20 protein-coding genes and 3 other annotated features (1 of these 23 only partly in view) are annotated in these 21,165 nt (G+C 39.4%); of the genes, 4 read left to right on the top strand and 16 right to left on the bottom strand.

Features of this window, described 5'->3' with window-relative positions; translation table 11 throughout:
* Positions 1-56 precede the first annotated feature (56 nt).
* Positions 57-1,748 carry an AMP-binding protein gene (locus ACH6EI_RS00845; protein WP_098626995.1) on the bottom strand — a complete coding sequence of 564 codons (1,692 nt, stop codon included), beginning with the start codon at positions 1,746-1,748 and terminating at the stop codon, positions 57-59.
* 218 nt (positions 1,749-1,966) lie between these two features.
* Between ACH6EI_RS00845 and ACH6EI_RS00840 the strand changes: the two genes are divergently transcribed.
* Positions 1,967-3,073, top strand: a complete 1,107-nt coding sequence (locus tag ACH6EI_RS00840) for a 5-methyltetrahydropteroyltriglutamate--homocysteine S-methyltransferase (protein ID WP_099000514.1) — start codon at positions 1,967-1,969, stop codon at positions 3,071-3,073.
* Positions 3,074-3,224: 151 nt separating this feature from the next.
* On the opposite strand, the gene ACH6EI_RS00835 is transcribed toward ACH6EI_RS00840, so the two are convergent.
* The 5 genes from ACH6EI_RS00835 to zapA form a co-directional block, all read right to left on the bottom strand.
* Positions 3,225-3,632, bottom strand: coding sequence for a DUF350 domain-containing protein (locus ACH6EI_RS00835; protein WP_013059411.1), 408 nt, complete (start codon positions 3,630-3,632; stop codon positions 3,225-3,227).
* A 181-nt stretch (positions 3,633-3,813) separates the two neighbouring features.
* Positions 3,814-6,177 (bottom strand): endonuclease MutS2, encoded by a 2,364-nt coding sequence (locus tag ACH6EI_RS00830; protein WP_108674324.1) that lies wholly within the window; start codon positions 6,175-6,177, stop codon positions 3,814-3,816.
* A gap of 19 nt (positions 6,178-6,196) precedes the next feature.
* Positions 6,197-7,909, bottom strand: a complete 1,713-nt coding sequence (gene polX / locus ACH6EI_RS00825; protein WP_108674325.1) for a DNA polymerase/3'-5' exonuclease PolX — start codon at positions 7,907-7,909, stop codon at positions 6,197-6,199.
* Between the two features lie 197 nt (positions 7,910-8,106).
* The gene (locus ACH6EI_RS00820) at positions 8,107-8,664 is read right to left on the bottom strand and encodes a CvpA family protein (RefSeq protein WP_014458067.1); all 558 of its coding nucleotides are present in this window, start codon (positions 8,662-8,664) and stop codon (positions 8,107-8,109) included.
* On the bottom strand, positions 8,661-8,921 hold the full coding sequence (gene zapA / locus ACH6EI_RS00815) for a cell division protein ZapA (protein WP_013059415.1): 261 nt from the start codon (positions 8,919-8,921) through the stop codon (positions 8,661-8,663). Before zapA ends, ACH6EI_RS00820 begins: the two co-directional genes overlap by 4 nt.
* A gap of 143 nt (positions 8,922-9,064) precedes the next feature.
* On the opposite strand from zapA, the gene rnhC reads away from it, so the two are divergent.
* Entirely contained in the window at positions 9,065-9,979 is a 915-nt protein-coding gene (gene rnhC, locus ACH6EI_RS00810; protein ID WP_099331321.1) for a ribonuclease HIII, read from the top strand.
* 33 nt (positions 9,980-10,012) lie between these two features.
* On the opposite strand, the gene pheT is transcribed toward rnhC, so the two are convergent.
* The 3 genes from pheT to ACH6EI_RS00795 all read right to left on the bottom strand — a co-directional run bounded on the left by pheT (position 10,013) and on the right by ACH6EI_RS00795 (position 14,578).
* The gene (gene pheT, locus ACH6EI_RS00805) at positions 10,013-12,427 is read right to left on the bottom strand and encodes a phenylalanine--tRNA ligase subunit beta (protein WP_028411765.1); all 2,415 of its coding nucleotides are present in this window, start codon (positions 12,425-12,427) and stop codon (positions 10,013-10,015) included.
* A gap of 13 nt (positions 12,428-12,440) precedes the next feature.
* Complete coding sequence (pheS, locus tag ACH6EI_RS00800; protein WP_014458064.1) at positions 12,441-13,475, bottom strand: phenylalanine--tRNA ligase subunit alpha; 1,035 nt, start codon at positions 13,473-13,475, stop codon at positions 12,441-12,443.
* Positions 13,476-13,529: 54 nt separating this feature from the next.
* Positions 13,530-13,765, bottom strand: a binding site (T-box leader).
* Positions 13,766-13,813: 48 nt separating this feature from the next.
* Positions 13,814-14,578: a TrmH family RNA methyltransferase gene (locus ACH6EI_RS00795; RefSeq protein ID WP_176551792.1), complete on the bottom strand. Its 765-nt coding sequence runs from the start codon at positions 14,576-14,578 to the stop codon at positions 13,814-13,816.
* A gap of 140 nt (positions 14,579-14,718) precedes the next feature.
* Here ACH6EI_RS00795 and sspI point away from each other — a divergent pair, with 140 nt between their 5' ends.
* Entirely contained in the window at positions 14,719-14,925 is a 207-nt protein-coding gene (sspI, locus tag ACH6EI_RS00790; RefSeq protein ID WP_013059420.1) for a small acid-soluble spore protein SspI, read from the top strand.
* 56 nt (positions 14,926-14,981) lie between these two features.
* On the opposite strand, the gene ACH6EI_RS00785 is transcribed toward sspI, so the two are convergent.
* Both ACH6EI_RS00785 and ACH6EI_RS00780 read right to left on the bottom strand, forming a co-directional pair.
* Positions 14,982-16,067 (bottom strand): M42 family metallopeptidase, encoded by a 1,086-nt coding sequence (locus ACH6EI_RS00785; RefSeq protein WP_028411767.1) that lies wholly within the window; start codon positions 16,065-16,067, stop codon positions 14,982-14,984.
* 77 nt (positions 16,068-16,144) lie between these two features.
* On the bottom strand, positions 16,145-16,633 hold the full coding sequence (locus tag ACH6EI_RS00780) for a dUTP diphosphatase (protein WP_108674326.1): 489 nt from the start codon (positions 16,631-16,633) through the stop codon (positions 16,145-16,147).
* 132 nt (positions 16,634-16,765) lie between these two features.
* Between ACH6EI_RS00780 and ACH6EI_RS00775 the strand changes: the two genes are divergently transcribed.
* A complete protein-coding gene (locus ACH6EI_RS00775) occupies positions 16,766-17,143 on the top strand; it encodes a hypothetical protein (RefSeq protein WP_028411769.1) in 378 nt (125 codons plus the stop codon).
* An 18-nt stretch (positions 17,144-17,161) separates the two neighbouring features.
* Here ACH6EI_RS00775 and ACH6EI_RS00770 read toward each other — a convergent pair whose 3' ends face one another.
* The 5 genes from ACH6EI_RS00770 to thrS form a co-directional block, all read right to left on the bottom strand.
* Entirely contained in the window at positions 17,162-17,422 is a 261-nt protein-coding gene (locus tag ACH6EI_RS00770; RefSeq protein WP_028411770.1) for a DUF1294 domain-containing protein, read from the bottom strand.
* 60 nt (positions 17,423-17,482) lie between these two features.
* Positions 17,483-17,842: a 50S ribosomal protein L20 gene (gene rplT / locus ACH6EI_RS00765; RefSeq protein ID WP_013059425.1), complete on the bottom strand. Its 360-nt coding sequence runs from the start codon at positions 17,840-17,842 to the stop codon at positions 17,483-17,485.
* Positions 17,843-17,881: 39 nt separating this feature from the next.
* Positions 17,882-18,082, bottom strand: a complete 201-nt coding sequence (rpmI, locus tag ACH6EI_RS00760) for a 50S ribosomal protein L35 (protein ID WP_013059426.1) — start codon at positions 18,080-18,082, stop codon at positions 17,882-17,884.
* Positions 18,083-18,103: 21 nt separating this feature from the next.
* On the bottom strand, positions 18,104-18,607 hold the full coding sequence (gene infC, locus ACH6EI_RS00755) for a translation initiation factor IF-3 (protein WP_013059427.1): 504 nt from the start codon (positions 18,605-18,607) through the stop codon (positions 18,104-18,106).
* Between the two features lie 69 nt (positions 18,608-18,676).
* Positions 18,677-18,799, bottom strand: a sequence feature (ribosomal protein L20 leader region).
* A 171-nt stretch (positions 18,800-18,970) separates the two neighbouring features.
* Positions 18,971-20,929, bottom strand: a complete 1,959-nt coding sequence (gene thrS, locus ACH6EI_RS00750; RefSeq protein ID WP_217915987.1) for a threonine--tRNA ligase — start codon at positions 20,927-20,929, stop codon at positions 18,971-18,973.
* A gap of 43 nt (positions 20,930-20,972) precedes the next feature.
* Positions 20,973-21,165 (bottom strand) — a binding site (T-box leader); it runs 56 nt beyond the window's last position.

The raw sequence follows: 21,165 nt of genomic DNA, 5'->3' as shown, positions 1-21,165 counted from the left end.
AAACCGCAAGTATCTGTCAATTATGTTTCAGCAAAAAAATCAAAGGCGACGATCGATTACGTCGCCTTTTTATGCTTTTCATTTTCTTCTTCAATCAGCGCTCGTCGCAGAATCTTCCCGACCGCTGTTTTTGGAAGCTCATTTCGAAATTCATAAAGGCGCGGAACTTTATAAGCAGCTAAATACTTTCTAGAAAACTCATTTAACTCTTCTTCAGTACATCTTACACCATTTTTTAATACAATGTAAGCCTTCACTGTTTCTCCTCTATATGGGTCAGGAACACCTACCACTACAGCTTCTTGAATTTTTTCATGCTCATATAATACTTCTTCAACTTCTCGAGGATAGATATTATATCCCCCGGCAATAATAATATCTTTCTTTCGATCTACTACATAAAAATAACCTTTATCATCCATATAGCCAACATCACCTGTTAGCAACCACCCGTCTCGCATAACAGCCTCCGTTTCTTCAGGCTGCTTCCAATATCCTTTCATGACCTGAGGACCTTTAACCGCAATTTCTCCTACTTCGCTTACAGCAGCTTCTTTACCTGTTTCAAACGAGAGAATTTTGGCATCTGTGTCTGGCCAAGGCACTCCAATGCTTCCTGGTATTCTCTCTTTCCAAAGAAAATTAGCATGAGTAACAGGAGAGGTTTCCGTCAATCCATATCCTTCCACTAGTTTACCTCCAGTGAGCTTTTCAAACTGCTCCTGCACTTCCACAGGAAGAGGAGCCGAACCGCTCATACATGAATCAATAGAAGATAGGTTGTATTTTGCTAAATCAGGATGGTTTAATAATGCGATGTAAATTGTCGGAGCACCTGGAAATAAAGTAGGCTGCTGCTTATGAATGGTTTTGAGCGTCGTTTTTGCATCAAATTTAGGCAGAAGCACCATCTCGTAGTTTTGCAAAACCGATAGAACCAGAACCGTTGTTAAACCATACACATGAAAAAACGGGATAATTCCAAGCACTTTTTCTTCTCCATGCTTGCAGCGGTATAACCAATGTGAACACATCGTTGCATTGGCTACCAAGTTTTTATGAGTAAGCATGACTCCTTTTGGAAAACCTGTTGTTCCCCCGGTGTATTGCAAAATCGCGATATCTTCGTCTGAAATTCCCTCAGCATTACATACTGCTGGAGAGGATTCACTTATAATGCGTTTAAATAAATGAGTAGTCTCCGTATGACTCACATCCACGCTTATCTTCTGCTGTTTGCGCTGAATAAATGGATAAATTATGTTTTTGGGAAATGGGAGATAGTCTTGAATAGAGGTGATGACTACGTGTTTTACACTTGTTAACGCTTTCATTTTTACTACACGCGGATATAGCAAATCGAGTGCAATAATCATGGTCGCTTCTGAATCATTCAGCTGATACTCTAACTCCCTTTCCGTATACAAAGGGTTTGTTTGAACGACTACTCCTCCGGCAAGAAGAACTGCATAAAAGGAAATGACAGCTTGAGGGCAATTTGGAAGCATAATGGCTACTCTATCCCCTTTTTTTAATCCCAGTTCAATAAGGTAAGATGACAGTTTCAAAGAATCTTGATGCAGTTGGGAAAACGTCATTTTTTTCCCTAGAAAATAGATTGCGTTTTTTTTAGGGGCTTTTTGAACTGCTTCTTCAAAAAGCTGTGCTAAATTTTTTTGCTCATAATGAAGCGTAGCAGATATTTCCTCTGGGTATTGAGAAAGCCATATCTTTTCGGTGGATTCCACACGTATCCTCTCCCTCAAAAAAATAAAAAATTAGAATTTTCTAATTAAAATTATAGTTCATTCTTTTTTTAGATGCAATCGTTATTGAATGTTCTCTTTCCTGTCTAATCACTCTTTCATCCTGCAGCGTAATAAATAAAAATTGGATTTATCCCTGTACATTATCCGAATTTTTTGTATATAATAAAAATTAGATTTTTTTTAAGGAGCTGTATGAATTGATAACAACATTGACTAAAGGACCGTTCAAAGCAGATCACGTTGGAAGCTTTTTGCGTCCTGAGCGTATCAAGCAAGCACGATTACAGGTAGAAAACGGGGAAATGACAAAGAAACAGCTTCGAGCAATTGAAGATGAAGAAATTAGTAAGCTCGTAGAAAAGCAAAAACAAATTGGATTAAAAGCCATAACAGACGGTGAGTTTCGCCGTGCGTGGTGGCACTTTGATTTTCTATCAGAACTTGTGGGCGTAGAACTTTACGAAGCAGAGTCGGGAATTCAGTTTCACGGGGTCCAAACAAAAGCTCACGGTATAAAAGTTACTGGAAAACTAGATTTTAATCACCACCCTATGATTGAAGATTATAAATTTCTTCATCAAGCGGCCGGAAAAGAACACGTGGCTAAGTTCACCATTCCAAGTCCCAATATGCTGTTTTTCAGAGGTCATATTGAAGAGTCTGCTTACTCGGATACGGATGTATTTTTTGCTGATTTAGTTAAAACATATCAAAAAGCCATTCAAGCATTTTATGATGCTGGATGCCGCTATTTACAGTTAGATGATACTGCGTGGGCGGTCTTTTTCTCAGAAAAAGGACAAGAACAAATCGCGTCAAAAGGATTTACGCCCCAAGAATTACTGAAACGTTTTACGGATGCGATCAATGAATCCATTGCGCATAAGCCAGATGATATGGTTATTACAATGCATATTTGCAGAGGGAATTTCCAGTCTACTTATACAGCAAGCGGCGGATATGAAAATGCGTCAAAAGCTATTTTCAGTCAGTTAAACGTAGATGGACTATTTTTAGAATTTGATGATGAACGCTCAGGAGGATTCCAACCTCTTCGACATGTAAAGCGAAATGACCTTCAGATTGTCCTTGGTCTTATCACATCAAAATTTGGAGATTTAGAAGATCCTGAAGCAGTGAAAAAACGAATTGCTGAAGCGGCAGAATTTGTTTCTCTTGATCAAATTTGTTTGAGTCCCCAGTGCGGATTTGCTTCTACAGAAGAAGGAAATTTACTAACTGAAGAACAGCAATGGGATAAAGTAAAGCACGTGATTTCAATTGCTGAAGATGTATGGAAGTAATCATTAAAAAAGCTGACCTGCTTTAAGGCCAGCTTTTTTGCTGTCATCACAATGTTAGGAAAAGCTATATAGATAAATAGATAAGACCAATAAGCATAAACACTCCGCATAAAATGAGTAAAATTTTCGCTAACTTCTCCATGACTCTCTCCTATCCTATCCCTGCTCCTATTACATAGGACATACCGATTGAAATAACAAGTGAAATAAACCCAACGGCTCTGTTATCTTGTTCAATTTCATCATCGATTCGAAATTTCGGCGTCAAAAATTCGAAAATAAAATAGCTGACTAGTAAAAGAACAAACCCATATATTCCCCATCCAAGCATTCTTAACAAATTGTCGTTGTGCTCAATCGAATAGCGAAAAATATTAGCTAATCCAAATATTTTCCCACCTGTTGCCATCGCAACAGCCATATTTCCTTTTTGAATCTCTTCCCAATTCTTATATTTAGTAACGAGCTCAAACACAACAAGAAAGACGACAATGCTCAAGACAACCACGCTGTAATAAGCGGCGGATTCAATATACGGGTCTTTCCAAAAATCCCTCATTTTTGCATCACTCCTAATTTATATTACACTCCACGTAATGAACTGACAGGTCTCTTTCCTTTACTTGCATCGTTCTTAAAAGAGATAGAAAACCCAACATAGTTCATGAGCCATGTCGGATTTTCCATCTTCATATATGCTTGTTCAGCGCATCCACTGACACCTTTATCTCAGCATTCTTTTACTTAAATTCCACAACCGTAACGCCAGAACCTCCTTCAGAAGCTTCTCCGAAACGAATATTTTTAACAGAACGATGATTTTTCAAATATTCCTGTACACCTTTACGAAGAGCTCCGGTTCCTTTACCGTGGATAATCGAAACGCGCGGATAGTTGGCTAACAAAGCATCATCAATATATTTTTCAACTCGAATCAGCGCATTTTCATAGCGCTCTCCTCTTAAATCCAGTTCTAGATTTACATGATAATCTTTTCCTTTTACCGTAGCAAGCGGCTTTGTTTCTACAGGTTTTGGGGAACTAATATATTCGAGATCTTTTTCTTTCACCTTCATTTTCATGATTCCCATTTGCACTTGCCATTCATTATTACTTACTCGTTCCACAAGCGTTCCTTTTTGTCCCCAGCTTAAGACTTTCACTTCATCTCCAGCTTGAAGAGTGCGCTCTTGTTTTTTCGGCACAGCCGGTTTCTTTTTACTTTTTTCAAGAGTTGGAACTGCATCTTCTAGACGCTTACGTGCTTCAATCAATTCATGCTCTTTTACAAGCGCATGATTTTTTTGACTCATTTTACGCAAATCGCTAATGATTTTCTCTGCTTCTTCAGATGCTGCTTGAACTGTGGCTTGAGCTTTTTCTTCAGCTTTTTCGTACAGCTTATCTCGTTTTTCATTAAACTCAATAATCTGACTCTGTAATTCTTTATGAAGCTTCTGAGCCTCTTTTCTTAGCTGTTCAGCTTCTTCTAGCTCATGTTCAGATTGACGGCGGCTATCTTCAAGAGAAGCGATCATATTTTCTACTTTATTTGTTTCTGAGCCAATATAGCCTTTGGCACGTTCAATTACTTCTGCACTTAAACCTAAACGTTTTGAAATTTCAAAAGCATTGCTTCGACCCGGTACACCAATCAGCAGCTTGTAAGTAGGGCTCAATGTTTCAATATCGAACTCTACGCTAGCATTGACCACTCCTTCACGGTTATAGCCGTACGCTTTTAATTCAGGATAGTGAGTAGTCGCAACTACGCGAGCGCCTCTTTCATATACTTGATCTAAAATCGAAATCGCAAGCGCTGCACCTTCTTGGGGATCTGTTCCGGCTCCCAATTCATCGAACAAGACCAGACTTTCATGATCTACTTTTTGTAAAATATCTACAATGTTGACCATATGAGATGAAAAGGTACTCAGACTTTGTTCAATGGACTGCTCATCTCCAATATCAGCAAATACGTGTTTAAACACAGCCATTTCCGATCCATCCAGCGCAGGAATCTGCAAACCTGCTTGAGCCATTAATGTGAATAACCCAAGTGTTTTTAACGTTACGGTTTTACCGCCGGTATTTGGTCCTGTAATAACGATAGACGTATATTGATCACCTAGCTCAATATCATTTGCAACGACATCTTCCTGTGCAATAAGAGGATGTTTTGCCTTCACTAACTTAATATAGCCTCGATCGTTCATTTTAGGTTTTGAAGCTTTTAGCTCATGGCTATAGCGCCCTTTAGCAAACATGAAGTCCAGCTCACCTAACAAATAAACGTTTTGACGGAGTTCATTTGCCACTTCCGCTACCTGAACGGTTAGAGCAATAAGAATACGCTCAATTTCTTGTTTTTCTTTTACTTTTACTTCTTGAAGCTCATTATTTAACGTCACAATCGCCTGTGGCTCAATAAATAACGTTGCTCCAGATGAAGACTGATCGTGCACAATGCCTCCATACGCACTGCGATATTCTTGCTTAACAGGAATAACGAAACGTTCGTTTCGAATGGTAACAATCGCATCTGACAACATTTTCTGAGCAGACGAGGAGCGAATAAGACTTTCTAGCTTTTCGCGAATACGAGACTCCGTCGAGCGAAGTTTTTGACGAATGCCTCTTAGCTGGTCGCTTGCACCGTCTAGTACTGTGCCATTCTCATCAATGCTCATTTTAATTGTTTGTTCTACCTCAGGAAGAGGCATTAGTTTTTCGATATGTTCAGTTATAATTGGAAGCTGTAAATCTTCGTCTTCTACTACTTGCTCGATAAATTGCTTGACTTGTCTTGCAGCATAAATAGTACTTGCTACATCAAGAAGTTCATTAGAGCTTAGCGTTCCTCCAATTTCAGCGCGCTTTACGCTAGGTCGAACGTCAAAGATGCCTCCTAGCGGTACGTTGCCACGCAATCGCAGCACGGTTGTAGCTTCATCTGTTGCTTCCTGCCATTTGACTACTTCTTCATACTGAGTCGAGGGAATCAAATTCGCTACTTTTTCTCGGCCTAAAGAAGAAGCTACTTTTTTCTGAAGCTGTTCCTTAACTTTATTAAACTCTAGTACATGGAAAATACGTGATTGCAAAACTGATTCCTCCTGTTGCTTATTTATGTCGATTTAAAAAGGCGGTTAATTCTTTGAGGCTATACGTATTTAATACCGTTTCTGGTTTAAGCCAGCCTTTAATTCCCGTAGATATTCCAATTTCCATATGCTCTAGCATGTCTAGATTGTGAGCATCTGTATTAATTGCAATTTTAACTCCTGCCTCTTGTGCTTTTTTTATGTGCTCAGCGGCTAAATCTAAACGGTTTGGATTCGCGTTTAGTTCAAGAGCCGTTTTTGTTTCCTTAGCTAATTCAATTAGCATATCAATATCTACATCATATCCGTTGCGGCGACCAATCAAACGACCGGTCGGATGAGCGATTAAATCTACATGAACATTATTTAACGCTTGCTTTAAACGATTCATAATTTCTTCGCGTGATTGTGAAAAACTAGAGTGAATGGACGCAATAACAAAATCTAGCTCAGCTAGCATTTCATCATCATAATCAAGTGTTGCATCGGGCAAAATATCCATTTCAATTCCTGCTAGTATTGTAAAATCATCGAACTGTGCGTTTAAACGATTAATTTCTTCACGCTGTTTGCGAATGCGTTCAGGCGTTAGACCGTTAGCTACTTTTAAATACTGAGAGTGGTCTGTAATCGCCATGTATTCATAGCCTCGCGCGCGACATGCTTCCGCCATTTCTTCAATTGAATACGCCCCGTCGCTCCACGTGGAGTGCATATGCAAATCACCTTTTACCGCACCGTAGGTCACAAGTGTTTGAGGTTTTATAAATGCATCTACTTCCGTTCCATCTTCACGAAGTTCCGGCGGAATAAAAGACAGCCCAAAATGTTCATAGAATGCTTGTTCAGACTCAAATGTCATAACTTCGCCTGTCTCCGCATTTTCAACGCCATACTCGCTAATTTTTTCACCGCGTTCTTTTGCTAATTGACGCATGCGCACATTATGATCTTTTGATCCTGTAAAATGATGAAGCGTCGTGGCAAACGCTTTATCTTCTACAAGACGAAAATCCACGGACACATCGTACTCATAGGCTAACGTTACCGATACTTTTGTATCTCCATTTGCAATGACATCCTTCACATTTGGCAGCGATACTAGCTGTTCACGGACAGCATGAGGCTCAGCTGTTGAAATAATAAAATCAAGATCTTTTACAGTTTCTCTCATGCGGCGAATGCTCCCTGCTTGAGAAAAACGCTCAATGCTATGCATATGTTTAAGGGCTTCTAAAATTTCTTCTGCTATTGGAAGCATAAAAGCAAGAGGCAAACGATCAGGACGTTTCCCAAACTCCTCAATAGCAGCGATAATTTTCTCTTCCGTCTTTTTACCAAAACCGCTTAGTCCCTGCACTCGATTTTCCATACAGGCCTGATGCAGTGATTCCATGTCTTTAATATCTAGCTCTTTATATAATTTAGCGATTTTTTTACCTCCAAGCCCCGGCAGCTTAAGCAGAGGAATAAGTCCTTCAGGAACTTCTTGCTTTAGTTCTTCTAGTACGCTTGACTCATTTGTTTCCATATACTCTGTAATAACTGCAGCCGTTCCTTTACCAATCCCTTGGAGCTTGGTAAAATCCTCAATCTCTGTCAGCGTTCTCTCGTCCATTTCTAGCGCTGCAGCTGCTTTTCGAAAAGCAGAAATTTTAAAAGGGTTATCTCCTTTTAATTCCATATATGTAGCAATTGTTTCTAACAATTTAATAATATCCTTTTTATTCATATCTTTTCACCAGCCTATTATCATAATAACGAAACTTTCAAAACATGATGAGTGACATATGTACTCTCTCAAATTTTTATCTAGACATACTTTTATCTCCGTGAAAACCGCAGAACAGACTGCGATAAAAAAAGAGGGTATCTCAAAAGTATTATGACACTTTCGACACACCCTCTCAACAAGCTATTGTAATTTCATTACATTACACCATACTGAGTCCACAAATCTTGAATGGCAGACGATAAGTATGGAGTATTTTGTACGATATTGATTGCAATTGAAGACTGTTGAATTGGCGTTTGAATTTCACTTACAGGAATCACGGCTCCAATGTATAACAAAATAAAAACGATGATATACACTTCAACGAATCCAAGTGCACCTCCGCCCCATTTATTTAACTGGCGCAGAATTGGCAGTTCGGTTAAAGCCGTTAAAACAGAGCCTGCAAGGCGAAGTACAATGTGAGTAGCAAAAAATAAAATCGCAAATGCAATCATTCGATAAAAAGCGTCTTCTATCGTTCCAGAATCAAATACAAACGATGCGACACTTTGCTGCTGAATATTGTCTGGAAACGGAATCAACAAGCGAAGTCGGCTTGCCAAATCTCCACTAAACATATAAGCGACGATAAACGAAACCGCAAAACTGACAATATGAATGAGCTGCAAAATAAATCCTCTTTTAAGACCTGTTACAAAGCCTAAAAGAAGCAATATAATTAAAATGATATTAAGCATTGACTCAGTCATTCCTCTTTTCCATAAAGTTTTTGTTCAAGTCTCTCATAGTCTTCTTTCAGTTTTATATATTCGTGTACAGCATTCACAGCTGTTAATACTGCTAATTTATTGATATCTAAAGAAGGGTTTTTAGTACTGATTTCACGCATTTTTTCATCCACTATAGAGGCGACAAGTCGAATATGGCTTGTACTTTCGCTACCGACGATGCTGTACTGCTGACCAAAGATGTCAACTGTCGCACGTGTTTTATCTTGTCTTGACACGAGAAAATCCTCCGTTCCACGAAAAATCCTAATCCCTATCATACCACGAAGAAGACTTCAATGGAAACATATCTATATTTAAGCTATCATAAGGGATAGTGCTTATAAAGTAAACTAAAATACCCCGAAAGGAGTGAAGCATTATGTCACATGCTGTTATTAAGGTATCAGCTGATCAGATAGCTAAAATGAAGCTTCATTACACATCCTATTTGCAGCCTAAATTGCCGCAGGGAAGTATTTTTTCGGCTAAAACTCCCGGCTGTTCTATCACTGCATACCGCTCTGGAAAAGTACTTTTTCAAGGAAAAGAAGCTGAAACAGAAGCAGCTAAGTGGGGAGGTCCTTTAGATGCTTCTAAAAAGGCTCCCGTCTCACATCTCCCATCAAACTTCAGTTCACTATCGGTCATTGGTTCTGATGAAGTAGGAACGGGAGATTATTTTGGTCCCATGACCGTAGTTGCTGCCTATGTTCAAAAAGAGCAGCTTCCTTTGTTAAAAGAATTAGGAGTACGAGATTCAAAAGAGTTAACGGATGCTAAAATCATTGAAATTGCCAAGCAGCTTGTTTCGTTTATTCCTTACAGTTTGCTTGTCTTACATAACGAAAAGTATAATGCATTTCAAGAAAAAGGCATGTCACAAGGTAAAATGAAAGCTCTGTTGCACAACAAAGCTTTATCCAACGTGTTAAAAAAATTGGATTCTGAAAAACCTGATGCGATTTTAATTGACCAGTTTGTTGAAAAAAACACCTATTATAAACACATCGTAAAGGAAAAAGAGATTATCAAAGAAAATGTCTTTTTCAGTACAAAAGGAGAAAGCGTTCATTTATCTGTAGCCGCTGCTTCCATTATTGCCAGATACGCATTTTTAAAACAAATGGATTTACTAACGGAAAAGACGGGGATGGTCATTCCTCGCGGAGCTGGAGCACAAGTTGATATCGCCGCTGCTAAAATTATTAAAAAACATGGCGTCAATGCGCTGAACTCTTTAGCTAAAATCCATTTTGCTAATACAGAAAAAGCTTTAAAATTAGCTAAAAAATAAGAGATGTGGAAATCCACATCTCTTTTTTTATTCTTATGAACGAAGCGTTGCACCAAATTCTTTTTCAACAGCTTCTAAAACTGCACCATGTGCTTTTGCTACTTCTTCATCTGTTAATGTACGTTCAGGATCTAAGTAACGTAAAGAGAAAGCTACAGATTTCTTGCCTTCTTCCATACGCTCGCCTTCATATAGATCAAATACTGTCACGTCTTTTAAAAGTTCTCCGCCCGTCGTATAGATGACGCGCTGAACTTCTCCTGCAAGAACGTTTTTATCTACAACAAGTGCAATATCACGTGTAATAGATGGGAATCTTGGAATAGCTGAATAACGAACTTCTTCGACATCTGCAGCTAATAGCTCTTGAAGGTGTAATTCAAACACGTATGTTTCACGAAGGCCATACTGTTTCTGAGCAACAGGATGAACTTGACCCACGTATCCAATTTCTTTTTCATCTAACCATACAGCCGCTGTACGTCCAGGGTGCATACCGTCTTTTTTAACGGGAGCATATGAGATTCGTTTCTCTAAACCAAGCTGTGCAAATAACCCTTCTAGTACACCTTTAATCACATAGAAATCAACGACTTTCTTTTCACCTTGCCAGCCGTGAGCATGCCATAGACCCGTGATTGCACCAGCTACGCGCTCCTGCTCATCCGGTAATTCCCCTTCACCTTTAGATAAGAACACTGAGCCTGTTTCGTATAGCGCAATAGAATCCGATTGACGAGCATTATTGTGCTTCACTGCTTCAAGTAAATGAGGCACTAAGCTTTGACGAAGGATACTGCGATCTTCACTCATCGGCATTGCTAAACCAATCGTACTTGTTGCATTGAGTGCAAACTGAGTAGCTTTTTCAGCGCTCGTTAACGAATAGGTTGTTGTTTGCGCTAGCCCTGCTCCCTCTAAGAAACGGCGAACTTTACGGCGTCCAAGCTGATACTCTGTTAATTTTCCTGGAGTTGCCACTGTTACAGGAAGCGTTGTAGGAAGGTTGTCATAGCCATACATGCGCGCTACTTCCTCCACGATATCTTCTTCAATTGTAATATCGCCTCGACGAGTCGGTACCGTTACAACGATGGTTTCATCTTCGACTTTGCTTTCAAATTGAAGACGGTTCATAATATCTTGTACTTCTTCCATCGATAGTTCTGTACCAAGCACATTGTTAATACGTCCAAGTGACACAGCTACAACAGCAGGTTCCACAGTTAGTGTATCTACTTCTACAGTACCGCTTACCACTTCACCTGAAGCGTATTCAGCCATTAATTCTGCTGCGCGGTCAGCAGCTACACGCGTACGGTTAGGATCAATTCCTTTTTCAAAACGAGCACTTGCCTCACTGCGAAGACCGTGGTCTTTGGAAGCTTGACGAACTGTTAAACCTTTGAAGTAAGCTGATTCAATAAGAACATTTACCGTATCGTCTTTTACTTCAGAGTTTGCTCCCCCCATTACACCTGCAAGAGCTACCGGTTCACTGCCGTTTGTAATAACAAGCTGATTGCCTTTTAATACGCGCTCTTGATCGTCAAGCGTTACAAACTTCTCGCCTTCTGACGCGTGACGTACAACAATTTCTTTTGAACCAAGACGATCATAGTCAAAAGCATGCAGCGGCTGGCCGTATTCAAGCAAAATATAGTTGGTAATATCAACAACGTTGTTATGAGGTCGAATACCAGCTGCCATTAAACGCGTTTGCATCCATAATGGTGACGGAGCAATTTTTACGTTTTTCACAACGCGCGCTACGTAAAGGGGATTGTCTTCTTTTGCCTCTACTTTAACGGAAATATAATCAGCTGCTTGCTCATCAGACGTTTGCACGTTTACTGACGGATACTTCACTTCACGACGTAAAATAGCAGCCACCTCATGTGCTACACCTAACATACTTAAGCAGTCTGAACGGTTTGGTGTTAGCCCTAGTTCTAATACTTCATCGTTTAAGTTTAATGCATCTAGCGCATCCGCTCCTACTTCAGCATCACTTGGGAAGACGAAGATGCCTTCTTGATAATCTTTTGCCACAAGCTTGCTTTCAATGCCAAGCTCTTGAAGAGAACAAATCATACCGTTCGATTCTTCACCGCGAAGCTTAGCACGCTTGATTTTAAAGTTACCTGGAAGTACAGCTCCCACTTTTGCAACCGCTACTTTTTGACCTTGTGCCACGTTAGGTGCTCCGCACACGATTTGAACGATTTCTCCTCCGCCAAGATCTACTTGACAGCGGCTTAATTTATCCGCATTTGGATGCTGTTCACGTTCTACAACGTGACCAATTACCACTCCGCTGATGCCTTTATTTAAGTTTTCTACACCTTCAACTTCAATTCCACTTTTTGTGATTTTATCAGCTAACTCTTCTGCCGTTACGCCTGATAAGTCAACATACTCTTGTAACCAACGATAAGATACAAACATCGTAGTCCCTCCTTTATACTTGTTTAAATTGATCTAAGAAACGAACATCATTTGTATAGAAATGACGAATATCATCCACGCCGTGTTTTAACATAGCAATACGCTCTACACCGATTCCAAAAGCAAAACCACGATATTTAGTTGAATCGTATCCAGCCATTTCAAGAACATTTGGATGAACCATACCGGCTCCTAAAATTTCAATCCAGCCTGTTTGTTTACATACATTACAGCCTTTACCTCCACATTTTGCACACGATACGTCTACTTCTACAGACGGCTCAGTGAATGGGAAGAAACTTGGACGAAGACGAATTTCACGGTCTGCACCGAACATCTTTTTCACAAATACTTCAAGCGTGCCTTTTAAATCGCTCATACGAATGTTTTCGTCTACTACAAGACCTTCAATTTGCATAAATTGATGTGAGTGCGTAGCATCATCGTCATCGCGGCGGTACACTTTACCTGGGCAAATAATTTTAACAGGTCCTTTGCCTTCATTCTTGTTCATAACACGAGCTTGAACAGTTGATGTATGCGTACGAAGAAGCGTTTCTTCCGTAATATAGAACGTATCTTGCATATCACGTGCTGGGTGACCTTTTGGCAAGTTCAGCGCTTCGAAATTATAGTAGTCCTGCTCTACTTCTGGTCCTTCTGCTACTTCATAGCCCATTCCTAAGAATAAATCTTCTACTTCTTCAACCACGCTTGTGAGCGGGTGATGCGTACCTGCTTTAACCGGGCGTCCCGGCAGCGTTACGTCAATTGTTTCTGAAGCAAGTTTACGCTCTACCTCGGCTGCTTCTAACGCCGTTTGTTTTTCTTCAATTTTAGATGCAATCGCTTCACGTACTTCATTTGCAAGTGCTCCCATTACAGGGCGCTCTTCAGCTGAAAGTTTTCCCATACCGCGAAGTACTTCTGTGATAGGGCCTTTCTTTCCTAAATAAGCTACGCGTACGTCGTTTAATTCTTTTAAAGCACTTGCTGCTTCGACTTTTGCAATTGCTTCTTGTTGAAGTTCTTGTAAACGTTCTTTCATCACTTATTCCTCCTTTTAACGTAAAAAATGACAAATAAAAAAACCTCCTCCCAAAAAAGGGACGAGGATTAGTCGCGTTACCACCCTTGTTAACTATATACACAGACGTATACAGTTCACTTCATTCAAGTTAACGGAATCTCCGGAACACCTTTACATCTATGTAAGATGGTCTAAGTGTCAACTCAAGAGGTGAATTCACTTATTACATTTATAAAAATGCTTTCAGTCATGGCATTTTCTCCCTGCATAAACGGACATAAGCTACTGCTCTCTTTCATCGTTTTTTACATATGTAACTATTGTATTATTATAGTGAAAACACGTTCTCGATGCAACTACATTCCGCGTAAATAATAAAGTAAGATTCCAGAAGCGATGGCAACATTTAACGACTCGCTCTTTCCATAGATGGGAATGTACAGATTTTGATCCGTTTGTTCCAACACTTTCTCGCTTACGCCGTTTCCTTCATTTCCCACAATCAGCGCAAATTCGTTTGAAGGTTTTACGTGTGTGTAGACCTTTCCATTTTGTAACGACGTGCCGTAAACTGCTATTCCTCTTTCTTTTAACAGTGAAATTGTTTCGAGCAAATCGCCTTTTACAATTGGAAGGTGAAAAATAGCTCCTTGCGTTGAACGAACGACTTTTGGGTTGTACACATCCACGCTGCCCTCTCCAATGATAATAGCCCCCACTCCCGCAGCATCAGCGGTTCGGATAATGGTGCCTAGGTTACCTGGATCTTGCACCGCATCTAAAAGCAATACTTTCTGTGCTGTATGAATAATTTCCGCATGCTTTGTTTGAAAACACACGGCAATAATTCCTTGAGGTGTTTCTGTGTCAGATAATAACTTACTAATTGCTTCGTTTACAACGATTATTTCGATACCGTCTATATCCCACTGTGCGGGCACTTCGGTCGATTCGCGTATAATTAGTTCCTTTACGCAATCCTTATTTTTGATAGCCTCTTCGACTAAATGAAAGCCTTCTACCATAAAAAGGCCCTGCTTATCACGGTCTTTTTTATTATGCAGTTTTTTCCACGCTTTTACCTGCGGATTTTTAACTGAATCAATTTGTTTCACAAACATAACTCCTTTATCTATACAAAAATAAATAGTTCGATTACATTTTGTTCAATAATCATTAGATAAGTTTCACTTTATTGTACATAGAAATCGCAAAGAAAACAAAAACTATTGGTAACTTTACGATAGCTGAGGTGAAAATGATGGATCTTAATTTACGAAATGCTGTTATTGCAAACGTTTCAGGAAACTCAAAAGAAGAGCTTGAGGCTACAATTTCTGACGCTATTCAAAGCGGTGAAGAAAAAATGCTCCCTGGACTTGGTGTTTTATTTGAAGTGCTTTGGGAAAAGTCTCCGGAATCAGAAAAAGAAGAAATTCTGACAACGCTTGAAAACGGTTTAAAATAAATAACCTTTTCCTATGTACAACAAAAAGCTCATTCTCCTAGGAGAATGAGCTTTTTTTAATTATACGTAATGGCGTTAACCGTATCTCGGTCTAAGCGCTTAATGACTTCCGCAATTAATTTAACTGCGTTTTCATAATCATCACGATGAAGCATTGCTGCATGAGAATGGATATAACGAGTTGCAATTGTAATCGAAAGTGCTGGCACCCCGTTAGCTGAAATATGGATAGAACCCGAGTCCGTACCGCCTCCAGCAATTGCATCAAATTGATACGGAATATTTAATTCATCTGCCACATCTACCACTGTATCTCGAAGTCCTTTATGAGAGACCATGGAAGCATCATATAAAATGATTTGCGGACCCTGCCCCATTTTAGAAGAGGCTTCTTTATCAGAAACACCAGGTGTATCTCCAGCGATACCGACATCAACAGCAAATGCAATATCCGGTTCAATAAAGTTAGCAGATGTTTTTGCACCTCGGAGTCCAACTTCTTCTTGCACCGTTCCTACACCATACACAACATTTTCATGTTTTTCATTTTTTAAAGCTTTTAATACATCGATAGCGATTGCACAACCAATACGGTTATCCCAGGCTTTCGCTAGCAGCATCTTTTCATTGTTCATAACCGTAAATTCGAAATAAGGTACAACCTGATCACCAGGTTTTACTCCCCACTCCGCTACTTCTTCTCTGCTAGAAGCACCAATATCGATGAACATATCTTTAATGTCAACTGGCTTTTTGCGAACTTCTGGAGGCAAGATATGAGGTGGCTTTGAGCCAATAATCCCCGTTACCTCTCCTTTAGATGTCACGATGGTTACGCGTTGAGCAAGCATAACTTGAGACCACCATCCGCCTACCGTTTGAAAACGAATAAAGCCGCGTTCATCAATTTGAGTCACCATAAAACCAACTTCATCCAAGTGACCGGCTACCATAATTTTAGGCCCTTGTTCGTTGCCTACTTTTTTTGCAATCAAACTGCCTAGCCCATCCGTCGTTACTTCATCTGCATAAGGTGCAATATATTTCTTCATAACCTCACGCGGTTCACGCTCATTTCCAGGAATTCCTTTTGCATCTGTTAGTGCTTTAAGCATCGTCAATGTTTCATCTAACTTTGTCATATGGATTACCCCTTTCATATGTATACCTCTATTATAGCTAAAAAGAGGTTGAAGTAAAATTTCCCATCCCTTTATTTCTAGTATCCTTGTTCTTGGCGTTTAAAATTCACTTCATTTTTTGACATGTACGCCTCTTCAATATGTTCAGCAGAAAAACCAAACATATCGCCAAGCTTCATGTAAGATGCAAACATGTTCACATAGTTTTCTTTTGACAGGTCCTGCTCGAAAGCAGAAACTTGTGCAAATAACTGTAAAAATTGTGTTGTTTTTGAATCAGCTGCTTTTACTTTTGGCAGCTCAGTTAAATCATCGTATCCTTTTTCAATACCTAAAGAAAGAATGAAATGTACGCCGTCCACAAATTCTTCTAAAATAACAGCATCTTCAGCCGGAGGTTTAACGCTCCAAAATTTGAAGCAGCGCGTTTCGTTTGCCAGCTCTCCCATTTCAACAAGCAGAGCTAAAAGTTTTCTTGGAACCAAGTCTTCCTTATGAAGCTGATGCTTGTCCTCTATATGCTGATCCAGCTGGCGCTGCATGGTAAATAGCTGTTGTAAATTCAATGTAATCACTCCTGTAATTATGTATATCTTCTTCTTTTTAAACCAATAAAGAAATTATATCAAAAATCGTGAAACTTTTTAGAGACTGAAACGTAAAGTAAGAAAACTGTGCCTTGTAAAGGAGGGAGCGTTATGTTTGTTATTGTTATCGTTCGCGTGTTCATTTTCGCGCTTGTTGCTTACACACTATTAAAGCTGGTTCAGCATTTTCGCAGTCCAAAGCGGAAGCTTGTAGCAGCTCAGGAACATCAGCAATTTTTTGTCGTTGACGAAAAAACGAATATCCGCAAAAATTTTCTACTAACGTATAAAGGTATTTTATTTGAAGGAGAAAAATACAGCAATCCCAATGAACCAGAGTCTTTGTCGATTACAATGGTGTTAACAGATCCATCTCGATTGCATGAACTGCAAAAACAAGATTTCAAGCTGCTGGAAAATCACGTACACAACATGTATCCAAATGCTCCTATTCGCTGGAAAAGCCCCGTTCGAGAATTTTTACACTGAGCACAAAATCATTTGTGCTCAGCTGATAACAAAAAAGAAAAGTAAATCAAGAGCGGCAAGAATAGGAAAACCTACTGTAAACGATGTGTGCTTCGTTTTATGACGATAGCAATACATACCAATCAGTCCTCCAATGGCTCCTCCGATAGCAGCTACCGTCCACAGTGTGCTTTCGGCAATTCTCCACTCATGTCTTTTCGCTTTTTGTTTATCTCTATACATCATTCCTATCCCTATTATATTAATAACAATAAAATAGGTAAGCAGCAGTTCATTCATGATATGTCCTCCGATAGCAAAAAAGCCTCATCATCTAAAGATGACGAGACTTTATATTCATTACTTATCTAAGCCTTTTTTAGCAGCAGTTGCTAATTCAGCAAATGCTTTTTCATCAGCTACAGCTAAGTCAGCAAGCATTTTGCGGTTAACTTCAATACCTGCTAATTTTAAACCGTGCATTAAACGGCTGTAAGAAAGACCGTTCATACGAGCAGCTGCATTAATACGTGTGATCCATAATTTACGGAAGTCACGTTTTTTCTGACGACGGTCACGATAAGCATACATGTGAGATTTCATAACTTGCTGATTAGCAACTTTATATAATCTATGCTTCGAACCGAAGAAACCTTTAGCTAATTTTAAAACTTTTTTACGACGTTTGCGTGTTACTGTACCGCCTTTTACGCGTGGCATAATTGTTTACCTCCTGTATTGTTTCTATCTCAACCCAAATTACTTAATGTTATCTAATAAGTGACGGATACGTTTGAAGTCACCTTTGCTTACTAAAGAACCTTTACGTAATTTACGCTTTTGTTTTGTAGATTTGTTAGCGAATAAATGGCTTGTGTAAGCACGAGCACGTTTTAATTTACCGCTTCCAGTCTTTTTGAAACGCTTTGCAGCGCCACGATGTGTTTTCATTTTTGGCATGGGGTGTTCCTCCTCGTTCTATTACTTTTCGTTTTTAGGTGCCAAGACTAAGAACATGCTGCGGCCTTCCATTTTAGGAGCCGATTCAACTGAACTTACATCTTCGCAAGCTTGTGAAAAACGTTCAAGTACTTTTTGGCCAATCCCTTTATGAGTAATGGCACGACCTTTAAAGCGAATAGACGCTTTCACTTTGTCACCTTTTTCAAGGAACTTGCGTGCGTTACGAAGTTTAGTGTTAAAATCATGTTCATCAATTGTTGGACTTAAACGAACTTCTTTTAAGTTTACAACTTTTTGGTTTTTACGAGCTTCTCTTTCTTTACGTTGTTGCTCATAGCGGAATTTACCGTAGTCCATAATACGACATACCGGCGGTTTCGCATTTGCAGCAACCATTACTAAGTCAAGATTTACTCGTGAAGCAATTTCTAATGCTTCATTTTTTGATTTAATTCCTAATTGTTCACCATTTTGATCAATTAGACGAACTTCGCGAGCTCGAATGCCCTCGTTTACCATCATGTCCTTGCTAATAAGTAGCCACCTCCAAGGTTTAATGAGCGAATACGCTTGCTTAGACCGATTATTAACTCACACAAAAAAGTGTGAGTACATACTGCACCCACACTTCTATCGTTTTAATTAAGATACGATGTACCTGCTAACTGCTTTATGCGTCACTCAGGTGAGAAGCGGGTGCTTCTTCTTCTGTATAAACAAGTATTCAATTACTTAAGCTATTATAGTATCAACAAAGACAAAAGTCAATGATTTCGTTCTTTTTTCACAACAAAAATTATTGTATCAAAGGAAAACCATTTATGCAACAGTTTTTTATAAATGTTAGATAAAAAAGCAGAGAATTTCAATTCTCTGCTTTTTTCATTAACGAGATGCTTCTGCTTTTACATTTTGTAAAAAGGCTTGGAAATCCACTGTTTCTGAATTCTGCTCACCATATTTACGTACGTTTACTGCTTTATCTTCTACTTCTTTATCCCCTACAACAAGCATGTAAGGAATTTTTTGCATTTGAGCCTCACGAATTTTATAGCCAATTTTCTCATCGCGAGAATCAAGTTCCACACGAATACCCGCAAGCTGAAGCTGTTCTTGCACTTCTTTTGCATACTCAAGATGAACCGTAGGTGATACTGGAATCACCTGAACTTGTACAGGTGCTAACCACGTTGGGAAAGCTCCTTTGTATTCTTCGATTAAGAAAGCGACAAAACGTTCCATTGTTGACACCACGCCGCGGTGAATAACAACAGGTCGATGCTGTTTTCCGTCTTCCCCTACATACGTTAAATCAAAGCGTTCAGGAAGTAAGAAATCCAATTGAACCGTAGATAGCGTCTCTTCTTTACCAAGAGCTGTTTTAACTTGAACATCTAGTTTTGGACCGTAGAATGCCGCTTCGCCTTCAGCTTCATAATAATCGAGGTCAAGCTCATCCATTGCATCTTTTAACATGCTTTGTGCTTTTTCCCACATTGCATCATCATCGAAGTATTTTTCTGTATCTTCAGGATCACGATAAGATAGACGGAATGAATAATTTTCAAATCCAAAATCTTTATAAACCGCTTCAACTAAGCGAACCACACGAATAAATTCTTCTTTGATTTGATCCGGACGTACAAAGATATGTGCATCATTTAACGTCATGCCTCGAACGCGCTGAAGTCCTGATAATGCTCCTGACATTTCGTAGCGGTGCATTGTTCCAAGTTCAGCAATACGGATTGGAAGCTCACGATAGCTGTGAATACCTTGTTTGTACACCATCATGTGATGAGGACAGTTCATTGGACGAAGAACCAGGTCTTCGTTATCCATTTCCATTGCAGGGAACATGTCATCTTGATAGTGCTCCCAGTGACCAGACGTTTTGTAAAGTTCTACACTTCCAAGCACCGGCGTGTAAACGTGCTGATAACCAAGGCTTACTTCTTTATCTACGATATAACGCTCGATAATACGGCGGATCGTCGCACCTTTTGGAAGCCATAAAGGAAGACCTTGTCCTACTTTTTGAGAATTTGTAAATAAGTTTAACTCTTTACCAAGTTTACGGTGGTCACGTTCTTTTGCTTCTTCAAGAAGACGAAGATGCTCGTCTAAATCTGCTTTTGTAAAGAATGCTGTACCGTAAATACGCTGCAGCATTTGATTGTCGCTGTCTCCGCGCCAATAAGCACCTGCTACGCTTAATAGTTTAAACTCTTTAATTTTGCCTGTTGACGGCACGTGCACACCTCGGCAAAGATCAAAGAATTCGCCTTGTTGGTAAATCGTCACCTTTTCACCTGCTGGAATCGCATCAATCAATTCAAGCTTTAGTTCATCGCCAACTTCTTTAAAAAGTTGAATGGCTTCTTCACGAGAAACTTCTTTTCGTTCAATTTCAATATTTGAATTAACGATTTTTTTCATTTCTTTTTCAATTCTACCTAAATCTTCAGGAGTAATTGATTCTTCCATATCGATGTCATAGTAAAACCCATTTTCGATAACCGGGCCTACACCTAGCTGTACTTTTACATCTTTGTATAAACGTTTGATTGCTTGAGCCATTAAATGCGCTGTACTATGGCGCATAATTTCAAGCGCTTCAGGAGCATCTTGCGTAATGATTTCAAGACTGCCATCTTGTTCGATTGGCGTACGTAAATCCAGCAGCTCGCCGTTTACTTTGCCTGCTAATGCTTTTTTCTTTAATCCCGGGCTAATAGAAGCCGCAATATCTTCTGTTGATGATCCTTTTGGATACTCTTTAACAGCTCCATCAGGAAATGTCATTTTGATTACTTCTGACACAACTTTCCACTCCTTTAACATAACTAATAAACTTTTTGTAAAAACAAAAAACTCGTCCCTTATAAAAAGGGACGAGTTGTGTATACACGCGGTACCACCCTTGTTTCCTCTTCGTATCTTGGATAACCCAAAGAACCCGAAGCGGCTCGAGGTTTTATAACGGAAATTCCGTCAGTAATTACTAGAGGCTCTGCTCGTTTACTACTGAAGTTTAGAGGTGGTAAGGATATATTCCGTGTTAGGAGATTTTCAGCCTG

It is taken from the genome of Priestia sp. JSM ZJ58 (genome assembly GCF_044383985.1).
GTDB classification, from domain to species: Bacteria; Bacillota; Bacilli; order Bacillales; family Bacillaceae_H; genus Priestia; species Priestia zanthoxyli.
The sequence above is the reverse complement of the archived record's forward strand: the minus strand, read 5'-3'. Positions and strand labels throughout refer to the sequence as shown.

Excerpts from the sequence above, each read along its gene's own strand:
- ACH6EI_RS00775 (WP_028411769.1), top strand. The coding sequence starts at position 16,766 with ATGTTTGTTATTGTTATCGTTCGCGTGTTCATTTTCGCGCTTGTTGCT.
- infC (WP_013059427.1), bottom strand. The coding sequence starts at position 18,607 with ATGATGGTAAACGAGGGCATTCGAGCTCGCGAAGTTCGTCTAATTGAT.
- polX (WP_108674325.1), bottom strand. The coding sequence starts at position 7,909 with ATGAATAAAAAGGATATTATTAAATTGTTAGAAACAATTGCTACATAT.
- rnhC (WP_099331321.1), top strand. The coding sequence starts at position 9,065 with ATGTCACATGCTGTTATTAAGGTATCAGCTGATCAGATAGCTAAAATG.
- rpmI (WP_013059426.1), bottom strand. The coding sequence starts at position 18,082 with ATGCCAAAAATGAAAACACATCGTGGCGCTGCAAAGCGTTTCAAAAAG.
- ACH6EI_RS00820 (WP_014458067.1), bottom strand. The coding sequence starts at position 8,664 with ATGACTGAGTCAATGCTTAATATCATTTTAATTATATTGCTTCTTTTA.
- ACH6EI_RS00770 (WP_028411770.1), bottom strand. The coding sequence starts at position 17,422 with ATGAATGAACTGCTGCTTACCTATTTTATTGTTATTAATATAATAGGG.
- rplT (WP_013059425.1), bottom strand. The coding sequence starts at position 17,842 with ATGCCACGCGTAAAAGGCGGTACAGTAACACGCAAACGTCGTAAAAAA.
- pheT (WP_028411765.1), bottom strand. The coding sequence starts at position 12,427 with ATGTTTGTATCTTATCGTTGGTTACAAGAGTATGTTGACTTATCAGGC.
- thrS (WP_217915987.1), bottom strand. The coding sequence starts at position 20,929 with ATGTTAAAGGAGTGGAAAGTTGTGTCAGAAGTAATCAAAATGACATTT.
- sspI (WP_013059420.1), top strand. The coding sequence starts at position 14,719 with ATGGATCTTAATTTACGAAATGCTGTTATTGCAAACGTTTCAGGAAAC.
- ACH6EI_RS00785 (WP_028411767.1), bottom strand. The coding sequence starts at position 16,067 with ATGACAAAGTTAGATGAAACATTGACGATGCTTAAAGCACTAACAGAT.
- ACH6EI_RS00795 (WP_176551792.1), bottom strand. The coding sequence starts at position 14,578 with ATGTTTGTGAAACAAATTGATTCAGTTAAAAATCCGCAGGTAAAAGCG.
- pheS (WP_014458064.1), bottom strand. The coding sequence starts at position 13,475 with ATGAAAGAACGTTTACAAGAACTTCAACAAGAAGCAATTGCAAAAGTC.
- ACH6EI_RS00835 (WP_013059411.1), bottom strand. The coding sequence starts at position 3,632 with ATGAGGGATTTTTGGAAAGACCCGTATATTGAATCCGCCGCTTATTAC.